This is a genomic window from Dehalobacter sp. DCM (assembly GCF_024972775.1).
GTDB lineage: Bacteria > Bacillota > Desulfitobacteriia > Desulfitobacteriales > Syntrophobotulaceae > Dehalobacter.
The window spans coordinates 1,895,519-1,915,123 of sequence record NZ_CP092282.1; the positions used below are offsets into that span (position 1 = coordinate 1,895,519).

Below are 19,605 nucleotides of genomic sequence, written 5' to 3' on the forward strand. Positions count from 1 at the left end.
GACTGCCAAATCCTGCTATGATAAAAAAGATATAAAAATTCAGGGGGAATCAACGTGAATTTTTACAATCTCCAGTATTTTATCGATGTTGCGGAATTGGGGAGTTTTACCAAGGCGGCCCATAAAAATTATGTTTCCCAAACCGCCATCAGCCAGCAGATTGCTTCAATAGAAAAAGAACTTGGTTTTCAGCTTTTTGTTAGAGAGAGATCGGAGATTAAACTTACGCAGGCTGGAAAAAGCTTTTACGAAGATTGCAGCAAGATTGTATTTTACTATAACCACGCCATCCGTCGAGCTTCGGAAGAGGCAAGCGGAACGGCCGAAATTATCCGAATCGGGATTACCGGACCGGGGGACAACGTTTGTCTGCCGAAGATTGTCGCCTTATTCTGTGAGAAGTATCCCCATGTTCAGATTAAATTGGAGCGGGATACATTTTATGGCATCAAGAACAAACTAAAGCGTAATTTAGTCGATATTTCATTTAGCTTCTCCTATGACATTTTGGGTGAAAGCGAAATAGCTGTTGAAAGATTGATTGAGTCAGAAGTTGTCCTTCTGGTGTCGCGTCGGCATCGTCTCGCTCAATATGACTGGATCGAACCGACAGAAGTGGCCAATGAAAGGATCATCATGGTTTCCAAGGATTATGGTCCTGCAAATTTTGAGCACATGGTGCAATGCCGAAGGAAAGATGGCTATGAACCTATTTTGGAAATTGTTGATTCGGTGGAAACATTGCAATTGTATGTTGAGATGAACCAAGGGGTCGCGTTTGTACCAGAATTGCTGTTTCAGTACGACCCCGAATATTGTAAACTGGTCAAGGTAAAAGGAAGTCAGGAAACGAACGAATACGTTGTTTCCTGGATGCGGAATAATGAAAGTAAATTAGTCCCGGCGTTTATCGATATGGCGAAAACGTATTTTGAACATACAAATATATAAGGAGAACTACAATCAATCGAATAATTATTCGCGTAAAACGACGGGATCAAGATTGAAGCATAATGGCATGAATGATGAAATTTGATTGAATTGAAATAAAATACTATACAATTATGAAAAATCACGCATTAGCATAAGCATTTGGTTATGGCAATGCGTGATTTTTCCTATTATTTAATCGAGGAAATTCTCCTTATAATAAGTTAAAGGATTCTTAACTATAAGGAGGAGTATTGTGAGCAAGTGCAAGTATCCGCATCTTTTTTCACCCATCACATTGGGCAATACGCTATTCCGCAATCGGTTATTTGCTTCACCTACCGGTTACCAAAGCAATAACGGCGATGGGTATTTAGGTGAAGGCTTCGGTGCCGCTGCGTATTATGAAAGAAAAGCCAGGGGCGGCGCTGCCAGTGTTACTACTTTCGAAGGCATTGTTGATGGTGAACTTGGTAAAGGTGGAAGAACGCATATCTGTCTGGATACACCGGGTATCCACGTTAATTTATCCAAAATTGCTCATGCCGTTAGCGCCTATGGGGCAATAGCGTCATTAGAGCTGGAACATACCGGTATGTTCGCCAATCGTGACCTCTCATTCTTCGGTGCATCATCCAAAGGAATCGCTTACGGGCCAGTCGAATGTGAAGTTGCAGGAAGAATCATCCGCCCCATGGATGAGGAAATTATTGAGCGCACGATCAGGAAATTTGCTGAAGGAGCAGCACTTGCTAAAATGTGCGGGTTTGGCATGGTTACGGTGCATGCCGGTCACGGCTGGATGCTGCATCAATTTCTCTCCCCAAAAACGAATACCAGAAAAGATAAATGGGGTGGTCCGGACATTGAGAATCGCGCACGTCTTGCTGTAACAGTATGTGATGCTATTCGCAAAGCAGTCGGGCCTGGATTCCCGATCGAGATCCGCATCAGTGGCTCCGAATGCTATGACGGTGGTTTTGGTCTCGAAGAAGGTATTGCTATTGCTAAACAGTTGGAGGGCCATGTTGATTTAATTCATGTATCCGCCGGTAATCATGAGATTGAAGAAGTCTTCGCCGTTACCCATCCGAGTATGTTTCTGGAGGACGGCGTTAATGTCAAATATGCTGCTGAAATCAAAAAACACGTCAAAACAGCAGTTGCCACTGTCGGTGCACTGAACAATGCAGAATTGATGGAAGAGATTATTGCTTCCGGTCAAGCTGATGTCGTCGAGATGGCACGTCAGCTTTTGGCCGATCCGGACTTTCCCAACAAAGTGCGTACCGGCAACGAAGATAAGGCAAGAAAGTGCATGCGCTGTCTCTCCTGCTTCTCGAGCGAGTTGACTTGGGGAGAGCCCTTTTGCGCCCTGAATCCGGAAACCGGAAGGGAATTTGAACTAAAATTTGATATTCCTCCCGCAGTCAAGAAGAAGGTTCTAGTTGTTGGCGGCGGTGTCGGCGGGATGCAGGCAGCTTTGACCTGTTCGGCCCGGGGTCACGAGGTCATCCTTTGCGAAAAGGGCGGCCGCCTGGGCGGGGTTTTGCGCTGTGAGGAAGAAGTAGCCTTTAAGGAACCCTTGGATTATTACCTGAATCAGCAGGCGAAAGCAGTGGCGGATTCGAATATTGATCTGCGTTTAAATACCGAGGTGACACCGGAATACGCCGATCAAGTTAATGCGGATGTGATCATCGCTGCGCTGGGAGCCCAACCTATGAAGCCCGGAATCCGGGGTATTGAGGGCACTAATGTAATGTCGGCACAAGATGCGTATACGGCTGAAGAAAAAATTGGGGAATACGTCGTCATCCTTGGCGCTGGTTTGGTCGGAATCGAATTAGGACTCCATCTGATCAGCAAAGGCAAGAAAGTAAAAATAATTGAAATGCTGGATCATATCAGTGACGGGGGTAATTTTCTGCACATCCTGGGATTGAAAGTCGAAATGAAAAAACGCGGTCTGGAAGTATATTTTAATACAAAAGCCAAGGAGATCACATTAAACGGTGTCATTGGTGAATCGGCAGACGGCGAGAAGTTTTTCACGGCGGATACCGTCGTCTATGCCGTTGGCCAACGGCCTTTGCGTCAAGAAGCGATTGCGATGAACTGCTGCGCACCGGAATTTTATCAAATCGGCGACTGTAAAGCGCCCAGAAATATTACTAGTGCGACCACGGAGGCCTTTATGATCGCGAGAGATATCGGTCGTTTCTGATGGATGCAGAAATCTCAGGAGTAGGATAATCATATTGTAAGTCTGTCCCAGGCTAGTACCTTGTTAACCCTAAATCTCATATATCCTAGCGGCAGATTTTTCGTAATACTGCGTTGTCATCAATCGGCATACGGTCGGTATGCCTCGCCTCCGACGGCCAGGATGGCCTAGTGTCGCGATGCCATGGATGGCAAGGAGCGACCGCCTTGTCTTTCAAAAAATCTGCTCGCCATTATATTATAATTTTAAGGGTTAACAAGGTACTAGATAAGAACTGACAGAATAATGAGGAAGAATCCCGGCATCTGTCAGTTCTTACTTGAATAAGTTAAGATTAGGAGATAAGGGAGGTACATATCATGTCCAAGCTCTTAGATCAGCTGTATGAAAAACACGTTTTTCAAAACCTGACGATACCCACAGGCGCGTTGGTCGGAATCCATGCCCCAGGTAACTATTATCCGAATCTGAACGGAGAACAGGGTTTTATTTCGACCTGGCTGCCCATAAAGGAACCCTATTTTATGGAGAAGGAACCGGTCTGGCATGACTTTGATCAAATGTGTTATTTTGCCGGCGGCGACGCTGCCCAAATGGATCAATTAGGCGGCGTAGTCGAATTCCACCTGGGTGATGAAAACGGGAACCTGGAAAAACTGATTATCACCAAGCCCACCGTTATCTATATTAAGGCGGGAATGATTCACTGTCCCTTAAACTTTGTTGATGTTTTCGATCCGAAAAAGCCAATCTTATTCCAGGACCTTACCTTTGCCGGCGTCTATCGGCGATACAGGCCGGGCAGTACTGAGCCGCTCAATGAGAAATTCGAGCCGATTACGAAGACCTGGTAAGCGTATTACATGATTTATTAATTTCGATAGAGTCATTGAAAAAAGTATTATTCGCTATATAATTAAAATAATTGAAATTGCGTTTATTTACTGATATTTTACAAGCTTTGTAAAATCAATTGCCAAGCGGTTATTACATTAGAATCTGTATTTCAGATGGGAGGATGCTCATGTTTCCCCTGGAACAAATGTTAAGCCCGGTAATAAATAAACGAAGCAACGTATTCTTAGAGGATAGTCTGAAAAAGGTGAGCATCAGCGAATCCTTATTGATTGAAAGAATAAAAAAGCAAAAGATTGATGTCCTGACCAAGAAGATTAAGCCTTTTGAAGCGGATGTCGTCAGGCAGGAGATTGTACAGTCCTGGATTCGATCCTACAATTACAATCTTGATCCGTTTGGAACTAATCTTGGTTATTATTTAAAAGAAAATGCCTTTCAGGAAGTACTTCATGTTTATGAGAATTTGATTCAATTTGCCGATGGGCATATCAACTACCTTCAAGATATGTTTATCGGAACAAATTGTTATGCGATTTTAGCGGATCAAGATGGCGTCATCTGTCGGGTTTATGCCAGTAAAGCAGATAAGCAGGTGGAAAAATTACTAATGATGCCAGGATCTCTATGGAATGAAGAAACAGTCGGAACCTGTTCCCATGTTCTCTGTGCTTTAAGCCAAAGGCCGATTCAATTATGCGGACCGGAGCATTACAGTGAGCTCCCTTTACCCATTGTTGCCTCATCAGCACCCATATTTGATATTCAAGGGAATCTTACGGCAACGATTACTATCGCCAGTTTGGACAGCCGATACCAGAATGCGCATACACTCGGGATGGCGGTGTCGATCGCCAAAGGGATCCAGAATGAGCTCTTTTTGGAAGAAAGAAAAGAAGCCCGCAATTTAACGGCCATCGATTCGGATGATGGCGTTATCACGATAAACAAACAAGAGGTTATTACGAAAGCCAATATAGCCGCCATTAAAGCTTTTGGCATTCCCTTACTCGGAGCAAAATTCACTGAGATTCTAGGGGAGCAGACGCTGATCCGCTCTGTTCTTGAGACAGGGAAATCAATACAAGATACGGTATTTGAACTTCCTTTACGGAATATGAAGCTGCATATCCGTGCCATCCATCCGGTATTGGATAAAGCAGGCAGAACCTTGGGCTGTTTTTTTACCTTCCAAAAAGCCGGAAGTTCAAAAAAAACAACGCGATTTACTCAAGCTGTAAAAAATGGCTTTACCTTTGATGAAATCGTAGGCAGCTCGCCTCAGATCTCAAAACTCATAAGCAAAGCAAGAAAATTTGCAGTACTCGATACCAATATCCTAATCCAAGGGGAAAGCGGGGTAGGGAAAGAAGTTTTTGCTCAGGCCATCCATAATGAAAGCCGACCAAATGGCCCGTTTATGGCTGTGAATTGTGCGGCAATTCCGCGAAACCTTATTGAGAGCGAATTATTTGGTTATGAGGGAGGCGCCTTTACTGGCGCAGAACGCCGCGGGATGGCCGGAAAAATTGAGAGTGCAGCGGGGGGAACGTTATTTCTTGATGAAATCGGGGATATGCCGCTGGATCTTCAAGCGGTCCTGCTACGGGTGCTGGAAGAGAAGAAAATTATGCGTGTTGGCAGCAACCGTTATATCTCTGTAGATTTTAATCTGGTGACTGCGACCAATAAGGATCTCTTTTCATTAGTCCAACAAAAGGTTTTCAGGGAAGACCTTTATTACCGGCTGGCCGCGTTTAAAATCACGATCCCACCTTTACGCGAACGGGGAAATGATATCATTAAGCTGGCGAAATATTTTATCTGCCGCACTGCGGAAAAGCAAAACATCCCGATCCCGGTTTTAAGCAAAGACGCCGAAACGGCACTAATCCTCTATGCCTGGCCGGGAAATGTCAGACAGTTGCAGAATGCGATGTTTTATGCGGCAAGTATGGCCAGTAATGGCGTCATCCAAGTAGAAGACCTCCCGGATGAAATGCAAATGCCCGATGTCATCTTAGCAGGATCCAGACAAGATGAAGACCATATAACCACCAGAAACAACAAGACATCCGATTCCGATTTTCTAATCTCGGATATGGAGAAAATAACAATCATTCAAGCATTACAAAAATCTGATTTTAATATTGCTGAAGCGTCTGAGTTATTAGGTTTTTGTAAAAGCACCTTGTATCGAAAGATAAAGCGATATGGGATTGTGGTGAAGCCGTCCAATTATATGTCTGACTGATTATATTAATGTAATGATAAAAAGCGATATGCTCCCTTCAAAATAGGTGACAGATGAAATAAAAAACATCTGAAATTTTGAAGGGAGTTTTTATGCCACAAAAGGGACGTCTTTTCCCTTTTTGCAGCAAATTATTACAGATTACACTTCCTCCCTCTAATCAAATTTTAGTTGTTGCCACTACAAGAATGTTGCGTTAGAACAATTAATACCGCGATGCTACACTATTAATTGTTAAGAATTGTATTAAGTCTAAATGTTCTATACGAATACAAAATTTGTGCGGAGGAGAATTACATTTATGTTAAACAAAACCTATCCTTCATCCGAACCCAGGTACAATATGATTGTTGAGGAGAATGTGATGGTCACAGCCAGGGACGGAGTCAAACTGGCAGTGGATATCTACCGTCCGGATGCGCCCGGTGAATTCCCGGGACTGTTTACCGTATCCGTCTATGGCAAGTCGACCCAGACCTTTGATACTCCGCCTCAACCTTTTGGCGGTTCTGTGTTTGAGGCCTCCATTGAATCGGGTGACCCCGAATACTTTGTTTCCCGCGGCTACTGTATGGTAATTGCGGATTATCGCGGTATCGGTGATTCGGAAGGTGAAATGCCGGGGATGTTTTCCAAATATGAAGGTGAAGATGGCTATGACATAATTGAATGGATGGCCGAACAGCCTTGGTGTGACGGTAATATTGGCGGTGTCGGTATTTGCTATTTCGGATTCACTCAGCTGATTATCGCAGAAACCCAACCGCCGCATTTGAAATGTATTGCGCCTTGGGAGATTAATCTTGATGACTTTTACAAACGCGGTCTCTATGGCGGCGGAGTTTTGCACCTTGTTTGGTATGGCTTGTATTCCGGCAGCTTCCCGGCCCGTGTCGGGCTGGCGCCAAAAAACATCGTCTCCGCAATGGCTCTGGAATTGTCGCCAGAAGAACTGAAGAAGCGTGTTGACGAAGCTTGCCAGAATCCGGATCTGAAACAATACCCGTATCTGTATCAGGTTCTGAAGTATCCTTATAAAAATCCCATTATCTTTGATGCGCTCTTAAATCCACTGGATGGCCCCTTCTGGCAGGAGCGCTCCTATGGCAACAAGCTGGATCAGGTAACAATACCTACCTATATTGCAGGTCCTTTCCATGGCCCGTTTGGCGACTGCCAGACCGCTGTTTATAACAAACTGACGAACGTCCCGTTCAAGAAATTGCATTTATACAGCAAGATGGATGACCGCCCCTGGAAGTCCGGTCATGATGAGCTCTTACGCTGGTATGATTATTGGCTTAAGGGCATGGACACCGGAATCGTCGATGAAATCCCTTGCCGGATTGAGATTGCCGGCAGCGGCAAGGAAATGGAAACCACCTCCTGGCCGCCGGAAAATACCCAATGGGATAAACTCTACTTGGCACAGCATGGCGGATTGCAGCCCGTACCCGATCTGCATAATTATGAGCCGGACAGCTTCCTCCAAAGGCCGTTCTATGTATCGGAGGAACGCGGCAAACTGACGTATATCACCGCGCCTCTGCCGGATGATGTTCAGGTATGCGGTCCCCCGCGTATCAAATTCTACGCTTCGTTGGATCAGAAAGATACTACCTGGCGCGTGGAAGTACGTGATGCTGATCATGACGGTGTCTTTCCCCTGACTTCTGGCTGGCACCGGGCTTCCTTAAGAAAACGGGCTCCGGAAAAGGATACGGCTTGGGAAATATTCCACGACATGACCCAGTTTGATTATCCGACACCCGGTGAGGTGTATGAATATGAGATCCAATTGCGCCCGATGTCCTATCTCTTCAAAGCGGGACAACGTATTAAGTTCGAAATTTCCTGTGTGGATATCCCGCTTGATGCTTCCAGTTACGATGAAATGTGGCGTTACTGCAAGGCGCAAACCTGCCTTCATAAAATCTACCGTGACGCGAAACACCAATCAGTATTAAGTCTTCCGGTCATGAAATTGAAGTAATCGTTTGGAATAGGAAAAAGAGGTGGTATTATGGCCAAGACCATGGCGAAAGCAAAAGCGAATCCGGAGCGGGTCGACGAATTTATTGCAGCTGTATCCGAGCTTGCTGTAGCAACAAGGGCAGAAGAAGGTTGTATTTTTTATGAAATGTATCAAGAAATTGATGAACCAACGACCTTCTACTTCCTTGAAGAATGGCAAAGTGAAGCAGACCTTCAAAAACATTTTAATACACCGCACTTCAAGACGTTTATCACTAAGATGAATGGGGTAGAAGCCGGTGGAGCTGAGCCATTTCATTGGAAAAGAGTCGTCTAAGATTTCTAACTTACTTAAAGTAACACATAAAATAATGTGAAAGAAGGTATTTTCAATGAGAGAAGATCGTTTTACCGGTAAAGTGGCAATCGTAACTGGAGGAGCTTCGGGTATTGGAGAAGCGACAGTCAGAGGGTTTGCCAAAGAAGGGGCTAAAGTCGTGATTGCGGACATTAATGCTGAATCCGGTCAGGCTATCGTTGCCGAACTTAAGGCTTCAGGCCAAGAAGCAGCATTCGTGCATGTCAATGTTGGCTTGACAGAAGATTGCAAAAAGATCGTTAATTTTGCACTGGAAACCTACGGTAAGATTGATATCCTGGTTAATTGTGCCGGAGTGCTTAGCCGTCATAAACTGGAAGAGCTTGACGAAAATGAATGGGACAGAGTTGTACCGATTAACGCGAAAGCCTACTTTACAACCATGCGATTAGTTGTTCCCTGGATGGCGGAACACGGCGGCGGTACTGTTGTTAATGTTGCATCCCTGGCAGGGGTCAAAGGCGATAGTTTTGAAACCGTTTATGCCTTCTGCAAAGCAGGAATTATTCAGATGACGAAGGATATCGCGCATGAATTCGGCAGACGAGGCGTAAGGCTTAATTGTATTAGCCCTGGGGCTACTCCAAGTGCTTTAAACCGGCATTTACCGGAATTGCAGGAGTTGATCAATATTATTCCCCTGGGTAGATTTGGCGAAGCCAGGGATCAGGCCAATGCGATTCTCTTCCTTGCCTCCGATGAAGCCAGCTGGATTACCGGGAAAAACCTGATTGTCGACGGCGGCGATTTCCTGGGATATTAGGATACTAGCAATGTTATTTTTGAATAATTAAACAAATATATTTGTTAGGGTCCGGTCCACGCACCACATTCCGCTTTCGGCTCTTGCGCCATCCGTGGATAGGCACTAAGGAAGTTAAAATTCTTCTGCCTTCCATGGCGAATTTTAACTTAGGTCCATCCTTGGACCGTTGCGCTCCGCCTCCATGCTCCGCTTGGCGCTGGAAGTGTGGTACGCAGACCGAGCTATGAAGCTGAATGTCCAATTATTTAGAGAACGTTGTACTAGGATGCTAGGATACGAGAAAACTCGTGATCTAAATTTGGGAATAAGGAGGCTCATCACTATGAGCTATGATCGTGTTTTCACAGATCAAGAACTTCAGGAAATGAGTGCCCAGACTCAGGATTTGATCAAGGCGGCTATCGATGCCGGTGAACTGGAGAAAGCCAAAATATTAACCGACAGACTGTATGAAGAGCTTGCCTTTATCCACGACGGCTATATGTGCTGGATAACTGGATTGCTTACGCATATCTACAATAAATACGGGGCAAAGGCTGTTGAAGAAGCAGAGCGGGATGCCCATACCATGGAAGCCAAAATAGCGCTTAAACCGCCTGAAAAAACCGATTTCCGCAGTCTTGTACAGCACGCGGCTAAAGCACTGCACGGGCATGTTCACCAGCCGATGTCGATCACAGAGGATGAAGAGAAAGTGACGATTACGGTAGATCCCTGCGGTTCCGGCGGCAGGATCATGCAGAAGGGCGGTTATGAACCGGAAGTCGGTTTTGCTAAAATCAAGGAAGCAGGACCGATGACCTGGGGAATGAAAGATTTGCCGATGTATTGCGTGCATTGTCCGGTAACCGAGATGCTGGCGATGGAAGGTCCGGGGGATCTGCCTTTTGTCCATCCTGTCAGTATCTGTGATCCGAAAGCACCTTCCTGTCAATACGTATTTTACAAAAACCCGGCAGATATACCGGAAGAATTCTATACCCGGATCGGGAAGAAAAAACCGGATAGATAAACCGAATTATTACTTCGAAGAGGAAAGGTTGTTGATTGTGTGGTTATAGCAATGACAAATCCAATCTCCGATGTGAAAAATCCGATGGATGTAACGGGACTCAATGTCATTGTCACCGGGGGATGCAGTGGAATCGGGTGGGGTATTACCCTGGCTTTTGCCCAGCGCGGAGCAAATGTGGCTATTTTGGATTGTGATGTCCAATCCGGTGAAAAGGCTGTCACGGAATTGACACAGTATGGCGGCAAATATGTTTATATTGCATGCAATATTGCTGATTCCCAATCGACACTCCAAGCTGCGGGTGCTGCCCGTTCGGCTTTGGGTCCGATCGACGTGCTGGTTAATTGTGCGGGGATAACCGCTGTTAAACCCTTTCTGGACATGGATAAAGAACTGTCGGAATTCCGGAAAGTCATTGATGTCGATCTGATCGGCACGGCAAATATGACCTATGCCGTGGGGAATATCATGCGCAACGATAAACGCGGCGGTTTGATTATTAATATCTCTTCTTCCAGTGCCGTCAGATGTTCCGGATCGCGGGAATTGCCGATGACCGGGTATGTTGCATCTAAAGCGGCCGTCAATCATTTAACGACATCCTGGGCCATCGAATTTGCGGAGCATAATATTCGGGTCAATTGTATCATGCCGGGACCGACGAAATCGAAAATGGATGATAATTTAACGCCGGAATATCTCGAAAGGATTGCCAATTCCATTCTGACCCGCCGTCAAGGCCATGGAATGGAAATCGGCGCACTTTGTGTGTTTTTCGCCTCGCCCGAGGGCAGTCATCTGGACGGGGTCGTAATGCCGCACGATGGCGGATTTAATTGTATCAACTAATTTGTGACAGGAGGCCATAAAATGGGTCATAATAATACCGATATTGTGGTGATTGGTTCCGGGATTACCGGGATGGCGGCAGCGATAACGGCTGCTGAAGGTGGAGCAAAGGTTATTATGTTCGAAAAGCAGCGCTCTTTAGGCGGTTCATCCAACTTTTTTGAAGGTACTTTTGCCGTGGAAAGTGAACTGCAACGCCAAAAGTATATCTTTTACACGAAAGACCAAGCGTTTAAGAATATTATGGACTACAGTCATTGGAAAGCCAATCCGTATGTCGTTCGTGCGATAGTCGATGAATCGGGTGAATCAATTTCCTGGCTGATGAATCAGGGAGTCGAGATCGTAGAGGCGACAATCAATATGCCGTATTGCCCGATGTGTTACCATCATGTCAAAGGTTACGGGGCAGCTGCCATCAAAATCCTGGCAATGAAAGCGAAAGAGCTGGGAGTGGATATCCGACTGGGAACTCCGGTGACCGGACTTCTGAAAGACGGAAACAAAGTTGCCGGTATTATATATGAAGATAACGGTGAGGAAGTCGAAGTTGCGGCGAAGGCGGTTTTGATCGGCACTGGCGGCTATGCCAATAACAAAGAGTGGATCAAAAAATACGCAGGGTACGAACTCGACAAGGATGTTATAACTGTCGGCAATACGGATAAAATGGGGGACGGGATCCGGATGGCCTGGGAAGTCGGGGCTGCCCCTGCAGGCTTAGGCATCTTAGAGATGTTTGCGGCGGGTCCTGTCGGACCGGATTTTGATATGATGAACGGAATCGAACTCGTAGCGATCAATCCGAATCTCTGGGTGAATAATAAAGGCATCCGATTCTGCGATGAGGCACTGACTTTCTTTGACAGTCCGTTAGGGAATGCCAACGCCATGTATCCTTATACCTGGAGACTGTTTGATGACACGCTGATCGCTTATTACGAAAAACATGGCGTGGATAAAGGGATGGGATTCCATGGTCTTCCGGGGACAAAACCGGCCAACTTTGAGAAGGAATTTAACGCGGCTTTGGCCAGGGAAAGCACTGAAGTGTGCATGGGAAATTCCATCGAAGAACTCGCAGTAAAAATGGAAGTGGATCCCGCGGTTCTTAAAGAAACCTTTGAGGAATACAATCGTTTCTGTGCCCAAGGTCATGACGAAATGTTCGCCAAAGACCCGAGATTCCTTAAACCGCTGGTTGGACCGAAATACTATGCAGTCCGTACCCGCACGCTTTTCCTTGGAACGATGGGTGGTATTAAAATTAATGGAAAAATGGAAGTGCTCGATAAGAAGGATAATGTGATCGGAGGCCTTTATGCCGGCGGTTTCGATGCTGCCGGAATGTACGGAGACAGCTATTGCATAGAATCCACTTCCGGTTTATCTTCATCCTTCGCCTTGAATTCCGGCAGAATCGCGGGTAAAAATGCTTTGAAATATCTCGGCATATATAAAGTCAGTTTATAAACTTGATTAACTGAGAATGGAATAGATAAACTGAAGAAAGGCAAGTATCATAACGGTACTTGCCTGCTCAAAATTATGAAGATTTATAGATGGATATGCTCGTGAGGTAATTATAAGAATTTGCGGAAAGGGAAATAATGCCAGGCATTATTCGGTAGCAAACATGGAAGATAATGAAAAAAACCAGAGATCTTTCGGCAGGCATATTGTGCAGACATCTTCAGATATTTCATTTTGTGCCGGGTGCAACGCGTGCGGAATTGTTTGTTCGCTGGTACACGATGGCGTGGTAGGGCCAAGTTATAACCGAATCTTTATGGAAAAAGGCACGCAATCGATGGTAACGGTGATTCACACCTGTCAGCAATGTGCCGATCATCCCTGTTATGAAGCGTGTGCACGTAAAGACCAAGCGATGTGTCTAGACGAAAACGGGACTGTATTTATAAACGATGATTTTTGCATCGGCTGTAAACGATGTATCAAAGCGTGTGTTTTTGATCCGCCGCGAATCAATTACGTAAAAAGTACGGACAAAACAAAAAGAAAAGCAAAGAAGTGCGACCTATGCCACACTAGGCTGGAAGGGCCTGCCTGTGTTCAGTATTGTCAGGTATCCTGTCTCAAGTTAAGCTGAAAGAAGATGAATAAACGAATCAGTTATGTTTGACTGAACAGAGGTTTTATAGGAGGTATTATATGGATAAGCTTTATGGCTATGTTGGCAAGATAGCCCGAATTAACTTAACGGACAGTACTGTTGCTTTCATCTCCACGTCAGACTATGTTCCGAAATATATCGGAGGGCGCAGCATCTGCAACAAGATCTTCTGGGATGAAGTCAAACCGGGGACAAAAGCATTTGACCCGGAAAATAAAATCATCTATATGACCGGCCCGACCACAGCAACCGGCATTCCAACCGGTGGAAGGACGGTTTTTACCAGTATCGCTCCCAACAGCTTTCCGGAACAATATGCCTGGAGCGGTATCGGTGGCTGGTTTGGTGCGGAAGTAAAATTCGCTGGTTTTGACGGGTTTATTCTCGAAGGGAAAGCGCCGGAGCCAACCTATCTTTATATCGAAGACGGTGAAATCAAATTTCTATCCGCAAGGAACTTATGGGGTAAATTGGTCCATGATACCCAACGAAAATTAGAAGAAATCCATGGCAAAGACGTTAAAAGTATCGTTATTGGGCCTGCCGGCGAAAACCTGATGCGCAACGCCAGCGTCACGACGAGTAATGATAATGTCGCCGCTAAAGCCGGTCTTGGTGCCGTCTTTGGGTCCAAAAATTTAAAAGCGATCACCGTCCGCGGTGCTGGGGTTGTCGTTCCGGCAGATATTAAAAAAGTTCTTGAACTTCGTTTAAAGATGTCCCACCCGGCAATGATCCCGCGTCCGGTTATCAATGAAACAGAGCACGGTTTGCCCGGCGCTACCACCATCGTCGAGGGCGGATGGCAGCGTGCTCAGGTTGCTTGCAGTCACGGCTGCAATCAGCATTGTATGTGCCTGATGCTCGATATGAAATCGGCTTTTTCCGAGGAAAAAGTCAATCATGTGGAAAAGTGTGTCAGTCCTTTAGCCTTTAATATGACCATTGATGTACCCTACGGAGGGCCTGGAGGGCCCGGCGGGACTTTCCAAACTGAACAAAACCACTATCCGGCATGCAAAATGCTGAGCAGGGAGGTAGACCCGCCTGACACCAGTGACCCGTATTTTGAGCAGGAATTCGCACCTGCGCCAAGCGATATTCTAAATTACTGGAAACATGATTTTGACAAGGGAAGTATCATCAACGATTTATGCAATGAATACGGAATCGACAAATGGGATGTAATTATCTGGCTGTTGCCATGGCTGGCTATGGGAAAAAATGAAGGTGTCTTTGACGATATTGACTTTGGTATGGAAATCGATGTAGAATCGGAAAAATTTATTCGCTACTTGCTAGACATGATTGTTTACCGCAAAGGGTACTATGGCAATCTGTTAGCGGAGGGAATGGCCAGAGCAATACGGACTCTTGGCAAGGAAAAATTCGGTAATACAATCTATCACGGACGGTATTCCCGAATTCTCGATAAACAGATTGATATCCCCATCAGTCTGGAAGGAGCTTGGGGGCATACTGTTCATTGGCAGGGGCGTGGTTTTCAGGGATCGATTGCTAAGCCGGCTTGGGTGGCGACGAACCTTCATCAGATGAACGCGACCCGAGATAGTCAGACAATTCAACACCATCACGATACTTTTGAACATTATCTTGAACTGAAAGATGATCCATGCCGTAGTCCGTTGACCGCAAAAGCTGTCGTTATGGGGGAGAATATGGCAGAGATAAAAGACTCTGTTACCTGCTGCGACTGGCAGAGCCCGAACTTGTTCTGGCCGGAAATGGAAGCGGAAATGTTTTCGGCGGCAACGGGGATACCGATGACCAAGGAAGAACTATTAAATGTCGGTGAACGATCACGTCTTCTCTACCGGGCGATCATGATCAACCATTCCGGACGCAATCGCCAAATGGAAGTCAACGAAATATTCGCGATCATGCAATATCCTGATCCCTGGGGAGAAACAGTCACGTGGGACGAATGGAACGACCTGGTCGATTTATATTATGCCGAACGCGGTTGGGATAAGGAAACAGGCTGGCCAGCCCGTGAAGTATATGAAAGACTGGGACTGGATGAAATTGCTGATGAATTGGCTGAGAGTGGAAAATGCCGCTAAAGCGGAGTCTTTATCGCTGAATCAAGAACTAAGGTTATACGTAAAAAAAGCTACACGCTAAAAAATACGTAAAAGGTGGGTTTGGTATGATATCTGACCGATTTAAAGGGAAAACAGCAATTATTACAGGGGGAGCATCCGGTTTGGGGAAGGCCGTTGCAACAGGTTTTGCCGGTGATGGGGCTAACGTGGTGATCACGGATATCAACACGGAAGCGGGTCTGGCCGTCGTTGCAGAACTGAAATCATCCGGAGCGGAAGCAGCCTTTGTCTCTGCTAACGTTGGCAAAAGTGAAGATTGCCAGCACATTATCCAGTTTGCCTTGGATACTTACGGCAGTGCAGATATCCTGGTCAACAACGCGGGGGTGAGCATCTACGGCTCAATTGCAGATTATGCTCTTGAAGACTGGCAAAAAACATTGGACATTAATCTTACAGGACCATTTATGCTGATGAAAGCTGTGATTCCGCATATGCAGAAAGCGGGGGGTGGATCGATTATCAATATTGCTTCCTTAGCCGGGCTGCGCTGTATTCCAAAGGGTGTATCCTACTGTGCGTCGAAAGCCGCATTAATTCATCTGACGAAACAAGTCGCTTTGGATTATGGTGAGTATCATATCCGATGCAATGTGATTTGTCCAGGACTGTTCCTAACTGATATGGTTGCGGAAGGTTTCGATCAGACGGCAAAAGAACTTGGGACCGACCTGGAAACATTTATGACAACGGCCTTTCAAGACCTACCGCTGCGTCATCCTGCCTATCCGGAGCAACTCTACGGTACCTGTCGCTATTTAGCGAGCGATGATTCCGCTTATATGACCGGAAATGAGATTTTGCTCGATGGCGGGACACATGTCCTCGATCCGTTTTCGGTCTGTGTCGCTAAGGCTGCTGTCGTATTAGAAAAATAACAAATTGTTTCTCCTGACAGTTAAAATTTTCTTGAATAAATTGCCTCGAGGCGGATTGCTAAACCATATTGGTTTCTTTCCGCCTTAAATATTTAATTGGTACTGTTTATACTCGCTTTTTTTACGAGAATATGTTATAAAAATTAATATATCGTTCTCTGCATTTCCTGATACAAAGGAGATTCGTGAATGGAAATTAGACAAATGGAATATTTTATCTATGTCAGTGAGGAAAAAAGCTTTATTAAAGCCGCAAAAAGAGCTTATGTTTCCCAACAAGCGCTTAGTAAGGCTATCCAGAATTTAGAGAAGGAACTGGATGTCCCATTATTTGTCCGTACCAATGCCGGTGTGCAATTAACAGACTATGGAGAGGCATTTTTAAAATGTGCCGAACAGGTTTTGGAATCAGTCAACAATATTGTTCAAGAACTGCGTCAACGAAGGGAACGTAATCATGAAGTCATCACGGTCGGAATGACAGAGGGGCTTTCCAAACTTATTTTAGACGATTTGTGGGCCTACCAAGGCAGTAATGCAGATATACAGATCAGACTGATAGAAGCTGCTGACCGCACCGTTGAAAAGTGGGTCATCGAAAATAAGGTGGATATCGGTTTTATTGGAGCAATGGGAGATAAAAAGGATAGCGAAAGATTTAATTATTATTCTTTACTCAAAAGCAAAACCTATCTTGCTGTCAGTACGGCGAACCCATTGGCAAAGAATGAAAAAATTAAACTGATTGATTTGGCAGACGAAAAGTTTGCTCTTGGGACTGAAGAAAATAATGTACACAACTTATTTTTGAAAGTGTGTCATGAACGGAGATTTACGCCGCATATCGCCCATCAGTCTGCGGACATATCCTTTCTAAAGCAGATCGTTCGTTCGAATAAAGGGATATTTCTTTTTCCGGAGCATGCGAAGGACTACTTAAATGAACCGGATATCCGAATCTTGGAATTTGAAGAAGAAGTGGATATCCATTATAGTTACCTGATAACGAAAAAGAACCGTAAAGTATCGAAACAACTCAATATGTTGCTTGACTTTTTAATTACCCAAGTTGGGGCTATTCGGTATAATTAATATTTAAGAACCAATAGATAGGTTTGAAGCAATAAGCGTATGAAAGGCACTTTCTTACGCTTATTTATTAATATGCTCGCATCAGCATGGAAACGATTTAACAATTATTATTTGTATGTGGAACAAAAAGGCACTGTTAGATGGATTCGGGATGTAATGTTATAATCAAATAGGCATCCTGTGAGAGAGAATTGATTCAAAAGGCAAGCAACAAAGATAGTGAAAGGAAAATTCCGATGATCAAATTAATATTCAGGTTTACCGTCAAAGAGGATAAAATTGATGAATTCATAGCAATCGGGACTAAACTCGTGGCATCCGGCCGCAAAGATGAAGGATGTATTAGTATGCAACTTTTGCGGGATTCAAAACTTATGAATGTGTTTGCTATTATCGATGAGTGGGCCAGTCAGGAAGCCCTTGATAAACATTCTAAGAATCCGGTTGCCATCGCATTGATGCCGCTGTTGGATGAGACACTGGAAAAATTCCCTCCAGACGGCGATGTCTATTCTGTCGTCATTTAATATATAATCTGTCACGACAAATATAAAAGTAAAATAAGTAAAGGGGCAAAAGAAAATTTTTCTTTCGCCCCTTTTATCAATAATTTTTGATTACTTCTTGCAACCGTAGGGGACGGTGCTTATGTTGTACTTCTCGTTTCTAACCAGATCGAGATACGGAAAGCGGGCAACGGTGGCGCGGACCTTCTTGATCTTGCCTCCGAAGTCGCCCCACTCAATAAAGACCTCGTTGCCAAGATCGGATTGGTCAATGTCGATGGTGCACTGGGAGATCGTCTTACGGAAGTATTTGCTGTAAACACAAGAGGATGAGGCACCGATCTCTTTGCCGTCCTTGGACAGTACTCTGTCTGCGTTGCCACCGGCGGGCTGTTGTGGCGCGATGGGCATCTCCATATATTTATAGGGTTCACCGTCACGGAACTGGGAGTTGTGAATATCCACGACGTCGTCGGAGTTCCATTCCAGCGTAACGATAGTGCGTTTAGGATTTTTTGCCTCGGCTTCAACGGCGTCGCGGCCAACGAAATCGTGGTCGAACTTGGCCATCCACATCCAGCCAACCTCACCCGGCGTACGAAGTCTCGCGCGGGCATTTGCCGGGTCATAGCTGCCGGTGTAAATAGGAGGCAAAAGGTTCATGCCCGATGCGTTGAATGCAGGATCGATATCACAGGCCTGAGAGAAACTGCACGATGTCTGGGGGTAGCCGCCCTCAGTATGATTGACGAAATAGGTGCGCCAGCCGAGCCGCTTCATGTCGTACTTTTCCTTGCCCAACGTGTAGAAGGCATCGTAAATGGCGGGGCCGTCCTCTGCAGGGCCGCGCAGCTCATAGGACAGCGTGCCGGACATGCCGATACGCTGGACCATGACATCGTAGTCCTTGCCGGGGATCTTAACGTGCCTTGTCTCCAGGCATTTGAGGTCGTGCAGATCGGTCTGGGTCAGGTCCTCGATGCAGGTTAGGGACTTGGGACCGGCGCATTGGAATACATAAATATCACGGAATTCGGGCTGTACATTGTACTTTTTTGTTTGCAGGAGCTTGAGCCACGGCCACGGGTTTCCGGCGGACATGGCAAAGCTGTCCTCGCCGACGCGATTTACAAGAGCGTGACTGGAGATGAGGCCGTTTTCGTCGCACATAACGAGGTGCTTTCCGAAGCCGATCTTCCAGTTATAGCAGTCATTGATGGCTGACATGGAAACGAGGGCCTGCGCGTCGGGGCCCTTGAGGGTCACCTCTGCGCCGCTGATGCCGGCGTGAATATAGCAGCTCTTTTTCCACGAAAGGGACGCGGACTGCCAATCATCGGCCTCCCATTGAAATAAGCTGCCGAAGATGTTGGCATAGGTCTTGACGTCGGGATGCTGGGGAACGTACTTGAGCTCACTGCGCTGTGTCAGATCAAACATTTTAACTACCTCCCATAATAATTTGTTGAATCCATGTTATCACTCGCTGGCATCTTTGTATTCAGGCTTATTAACAAAGAATTGGGATTGTTTTTCGGCAAAAATGTATAGTGTTATCTGTATTAGCTTGACATCCGTGTAAAAAAATGCCTATGATGACAATAGGGAGAGGAGGCGCTG

Annotated in this window: 16 protein-coding genes; 15 read left to right on the forward strand and 1 reads right to left on the reverse strand. The window is 45.5% G+C overall.

All coding sequences use genetic code 11. The annotated features are described in order from the left end of the window. Window positions 1–54 precede the first annotated feature (54 nt). From LPY66_RS08895 to LPY66_RS08965, 15 genes are all read left to right on the forward strand, one after another. On the forward strand, window positions 55–951 hold the full coding sequence (locus tag LPY66_RS08895; protein WP_337987716.1) for a LysR family transcriptional regulator: 897 nt from the start codon (window positions 55–57) through the stop codon (window positions 949–951). A 235-nt stretch (window positions 952–1,186) separates the two neighbouring features. Continuing rightward, window positions 1,187–3,157: an oxidoreductase gene (locus tag LPY66_RS08900; RefSeq protein WP_337987717.1), complete on the forward strand. Its 1,971-nt coding sequence runs from the start codon at window positions 1,187–1,189 to the stop codon at window positions 3,155–3,157. 359 nt (window positions 3,158–3,516) lie between these two features. Further along, complete coding sequence (locus LPY66_RS08905) at window positions 3,517–4,011, forward strand: hypothetical protein (RefSeq protein ID WP_337987718.1); 495 nt, start codon at window positions 3,517–3,519, stop codon at window positions 4,009–4,011. A 170-nt stretch (window positions 4,012–4,181) separates the two neighbouring features. After that, a complete protein-coding gene (locus LPY66_RS08910; protein ID WP_337987719.1) occupies window positions 4,182–6,266 on the forward strand; it encodes a sigma-54-dependent Fis family transcriptional regulator in 2,085 nt (694 codons plus the stop codon). 301 nt (window positions 6,267–6,567) lie between these two features. After that, window positions 6,568–8,259 carry a CocE/NonD family hydrolase gene (locus LPY66_RS08915; protein ID WP_337987720.1) on the forward strand — a complete coding sequence of 564 codons (1,692 nt, stop codon included), beginning with the start codon at window positions 6,568–6,570 and terminating at the stop codon, window positions 8,257–8,259. Between the two features lie 30 nt (window positions 8,260–8,289). Further along, complete coding sequence (locus LPY66_RS08920) at window positions 8,290–8,577, forward strand: putative quinol monooxygenase (protein WP_337987721.1); 288 nt, start codon at window positions 8,290–8,292, stop codon at window positions 8,575–8,577. 55 nt (window positions 8,578–8,632) lie between these two features. Continuing rightward, window positions 8,633–9,382 carry an SDR family NAD(P)-dependent oxidoreductase gene (locus LPY66_RS08925; protein WP_337987722.1) on the forward strand — a complete coding sequence of 250 codons (750 nt, stop codon included), beginning with the start codon at window positions 8,633–8,635 and terminating at the stop codon, window positions 9,380–9,382. A 325-nt stretch (window positions 9,383–9,707) separates the two neighbouring features. Beyond that, complete coding sequence (locus LPY66_RS08930; RefSeq protein ID WP_337987723.1) at window positions 9,708–10,397, forward strand: hypothetical protein; 690 nt, start codon at window positions 9,708–9,710, stop codon at window positions 10,395–10,397. A 51-nt stretch (window positions 10,398–10,448) separates the two neighbouring features. Beyond that, the gene (locus LPY66_RS08935; protein ID WP_337987724.1) at window positions 10,449–11,249 is read left to right on the forward strand and encodes an SDR family NAD(P)-dependent oxidoreductase; all 801 of its coding nucleotides are present in this window, start codon (window positions 10,449–10,451) and stop codon (window positions 11,247–11,249) included. 21 nt (window positions 11,250–11,270) lie between these two features. After that, complete coding sequence (locus LPY66_RS08940; RefSeq protein WP_337987725.1) at window positions 11,271–12,722, forward strand: FAD-dependent oxidoreductase; 1,452 nt, start codon at window positions 11,271–11,273, stop codon at window positions 12,720–12,722. Window positions 12,723–12,885: 163 nt separating this feature from the next. Beyond that, on the forward strand, window positions 12,886–13,359 hold the full coding sequence (locus LPY66_RS08945) for a 4Fe-4S dicluster domain-containing protein (protein ID WP_337987726.1): 474 nt from the start codon (window positions 12,886–12,888) through the stop codon (window positions 13,357–13,359). A gap of 62 nt (window positions 13,360–13,421) precedes the next feature. Next, window positions 13,422–15,467 (forward strand): aldehyde ferredoxin oxidoreductase N-terminal domain-containing protein, encoded by a 2,046-nt coding sequence (locus LPY66_RS08950; protein ID WP_337987727.1) that lies wholly within the window; start codon window positions 13,422–13,424, stop codon window positions 15,465–15,467. Between the two features lie 86 nt (window positions 15,468–15,553). Further along, window positions 15,554–16,387 carry an SDR family NAD(P)-dependent oxidoreductase gene (locus LPY66_RS08955; protein WP_337987728.1) on the forward strand — a complete coding sequence of 278 codons (834 nt, stop codon included), beginning with the start codon at window positions 15,554–15,556 and terminating at the stop codon, window positions 16,385–16,387. Between the two features lie 189 nt (window positions 16,388–16,576). Further along, the gene (locus LPY66_RS08960; protein ID WP_337987729.1) at window positions 16,577–17,479 is read left to right on the forward strand and encodes a LysR family transcriptional regulator; all 903 of its coding nucleotides are present in this window, start codon (window positions 16,577–16,579) and stop codon (window positions 17,477–17,479) included. 236 nt (window positions 17,480–17,715) lie between these two features. Then, on the forward strand, window positions 17,716–18,006 hold the full coding sequence (locus LPY66_RS08965; RefSeq protein WP_337987730.1) for a putative quinol monooxygenase: 291 nt from the start codon (window positions 17,716–17,718) through the stop codon (window positions 18,004–18,006). Window positions 18,007–18,096: 90 nt separating this feature from the next. Here the strand turns inward: LPY66_RS08965 and LPY66_RS08970 are convergent, their stop codons facing one another. Further along, window positions 18,097–19,425, reverse strand: a complete 1,329-nt coding sequence (locus LPY66_RS08970) for a hypothetical protein (protein WP_337987731.1) — start codon at window positions 19,423–19,425, stop codon at window positions 18,097–18,099. Window positions 19,426–19,605: the final 180 nt, after the last annotated feature.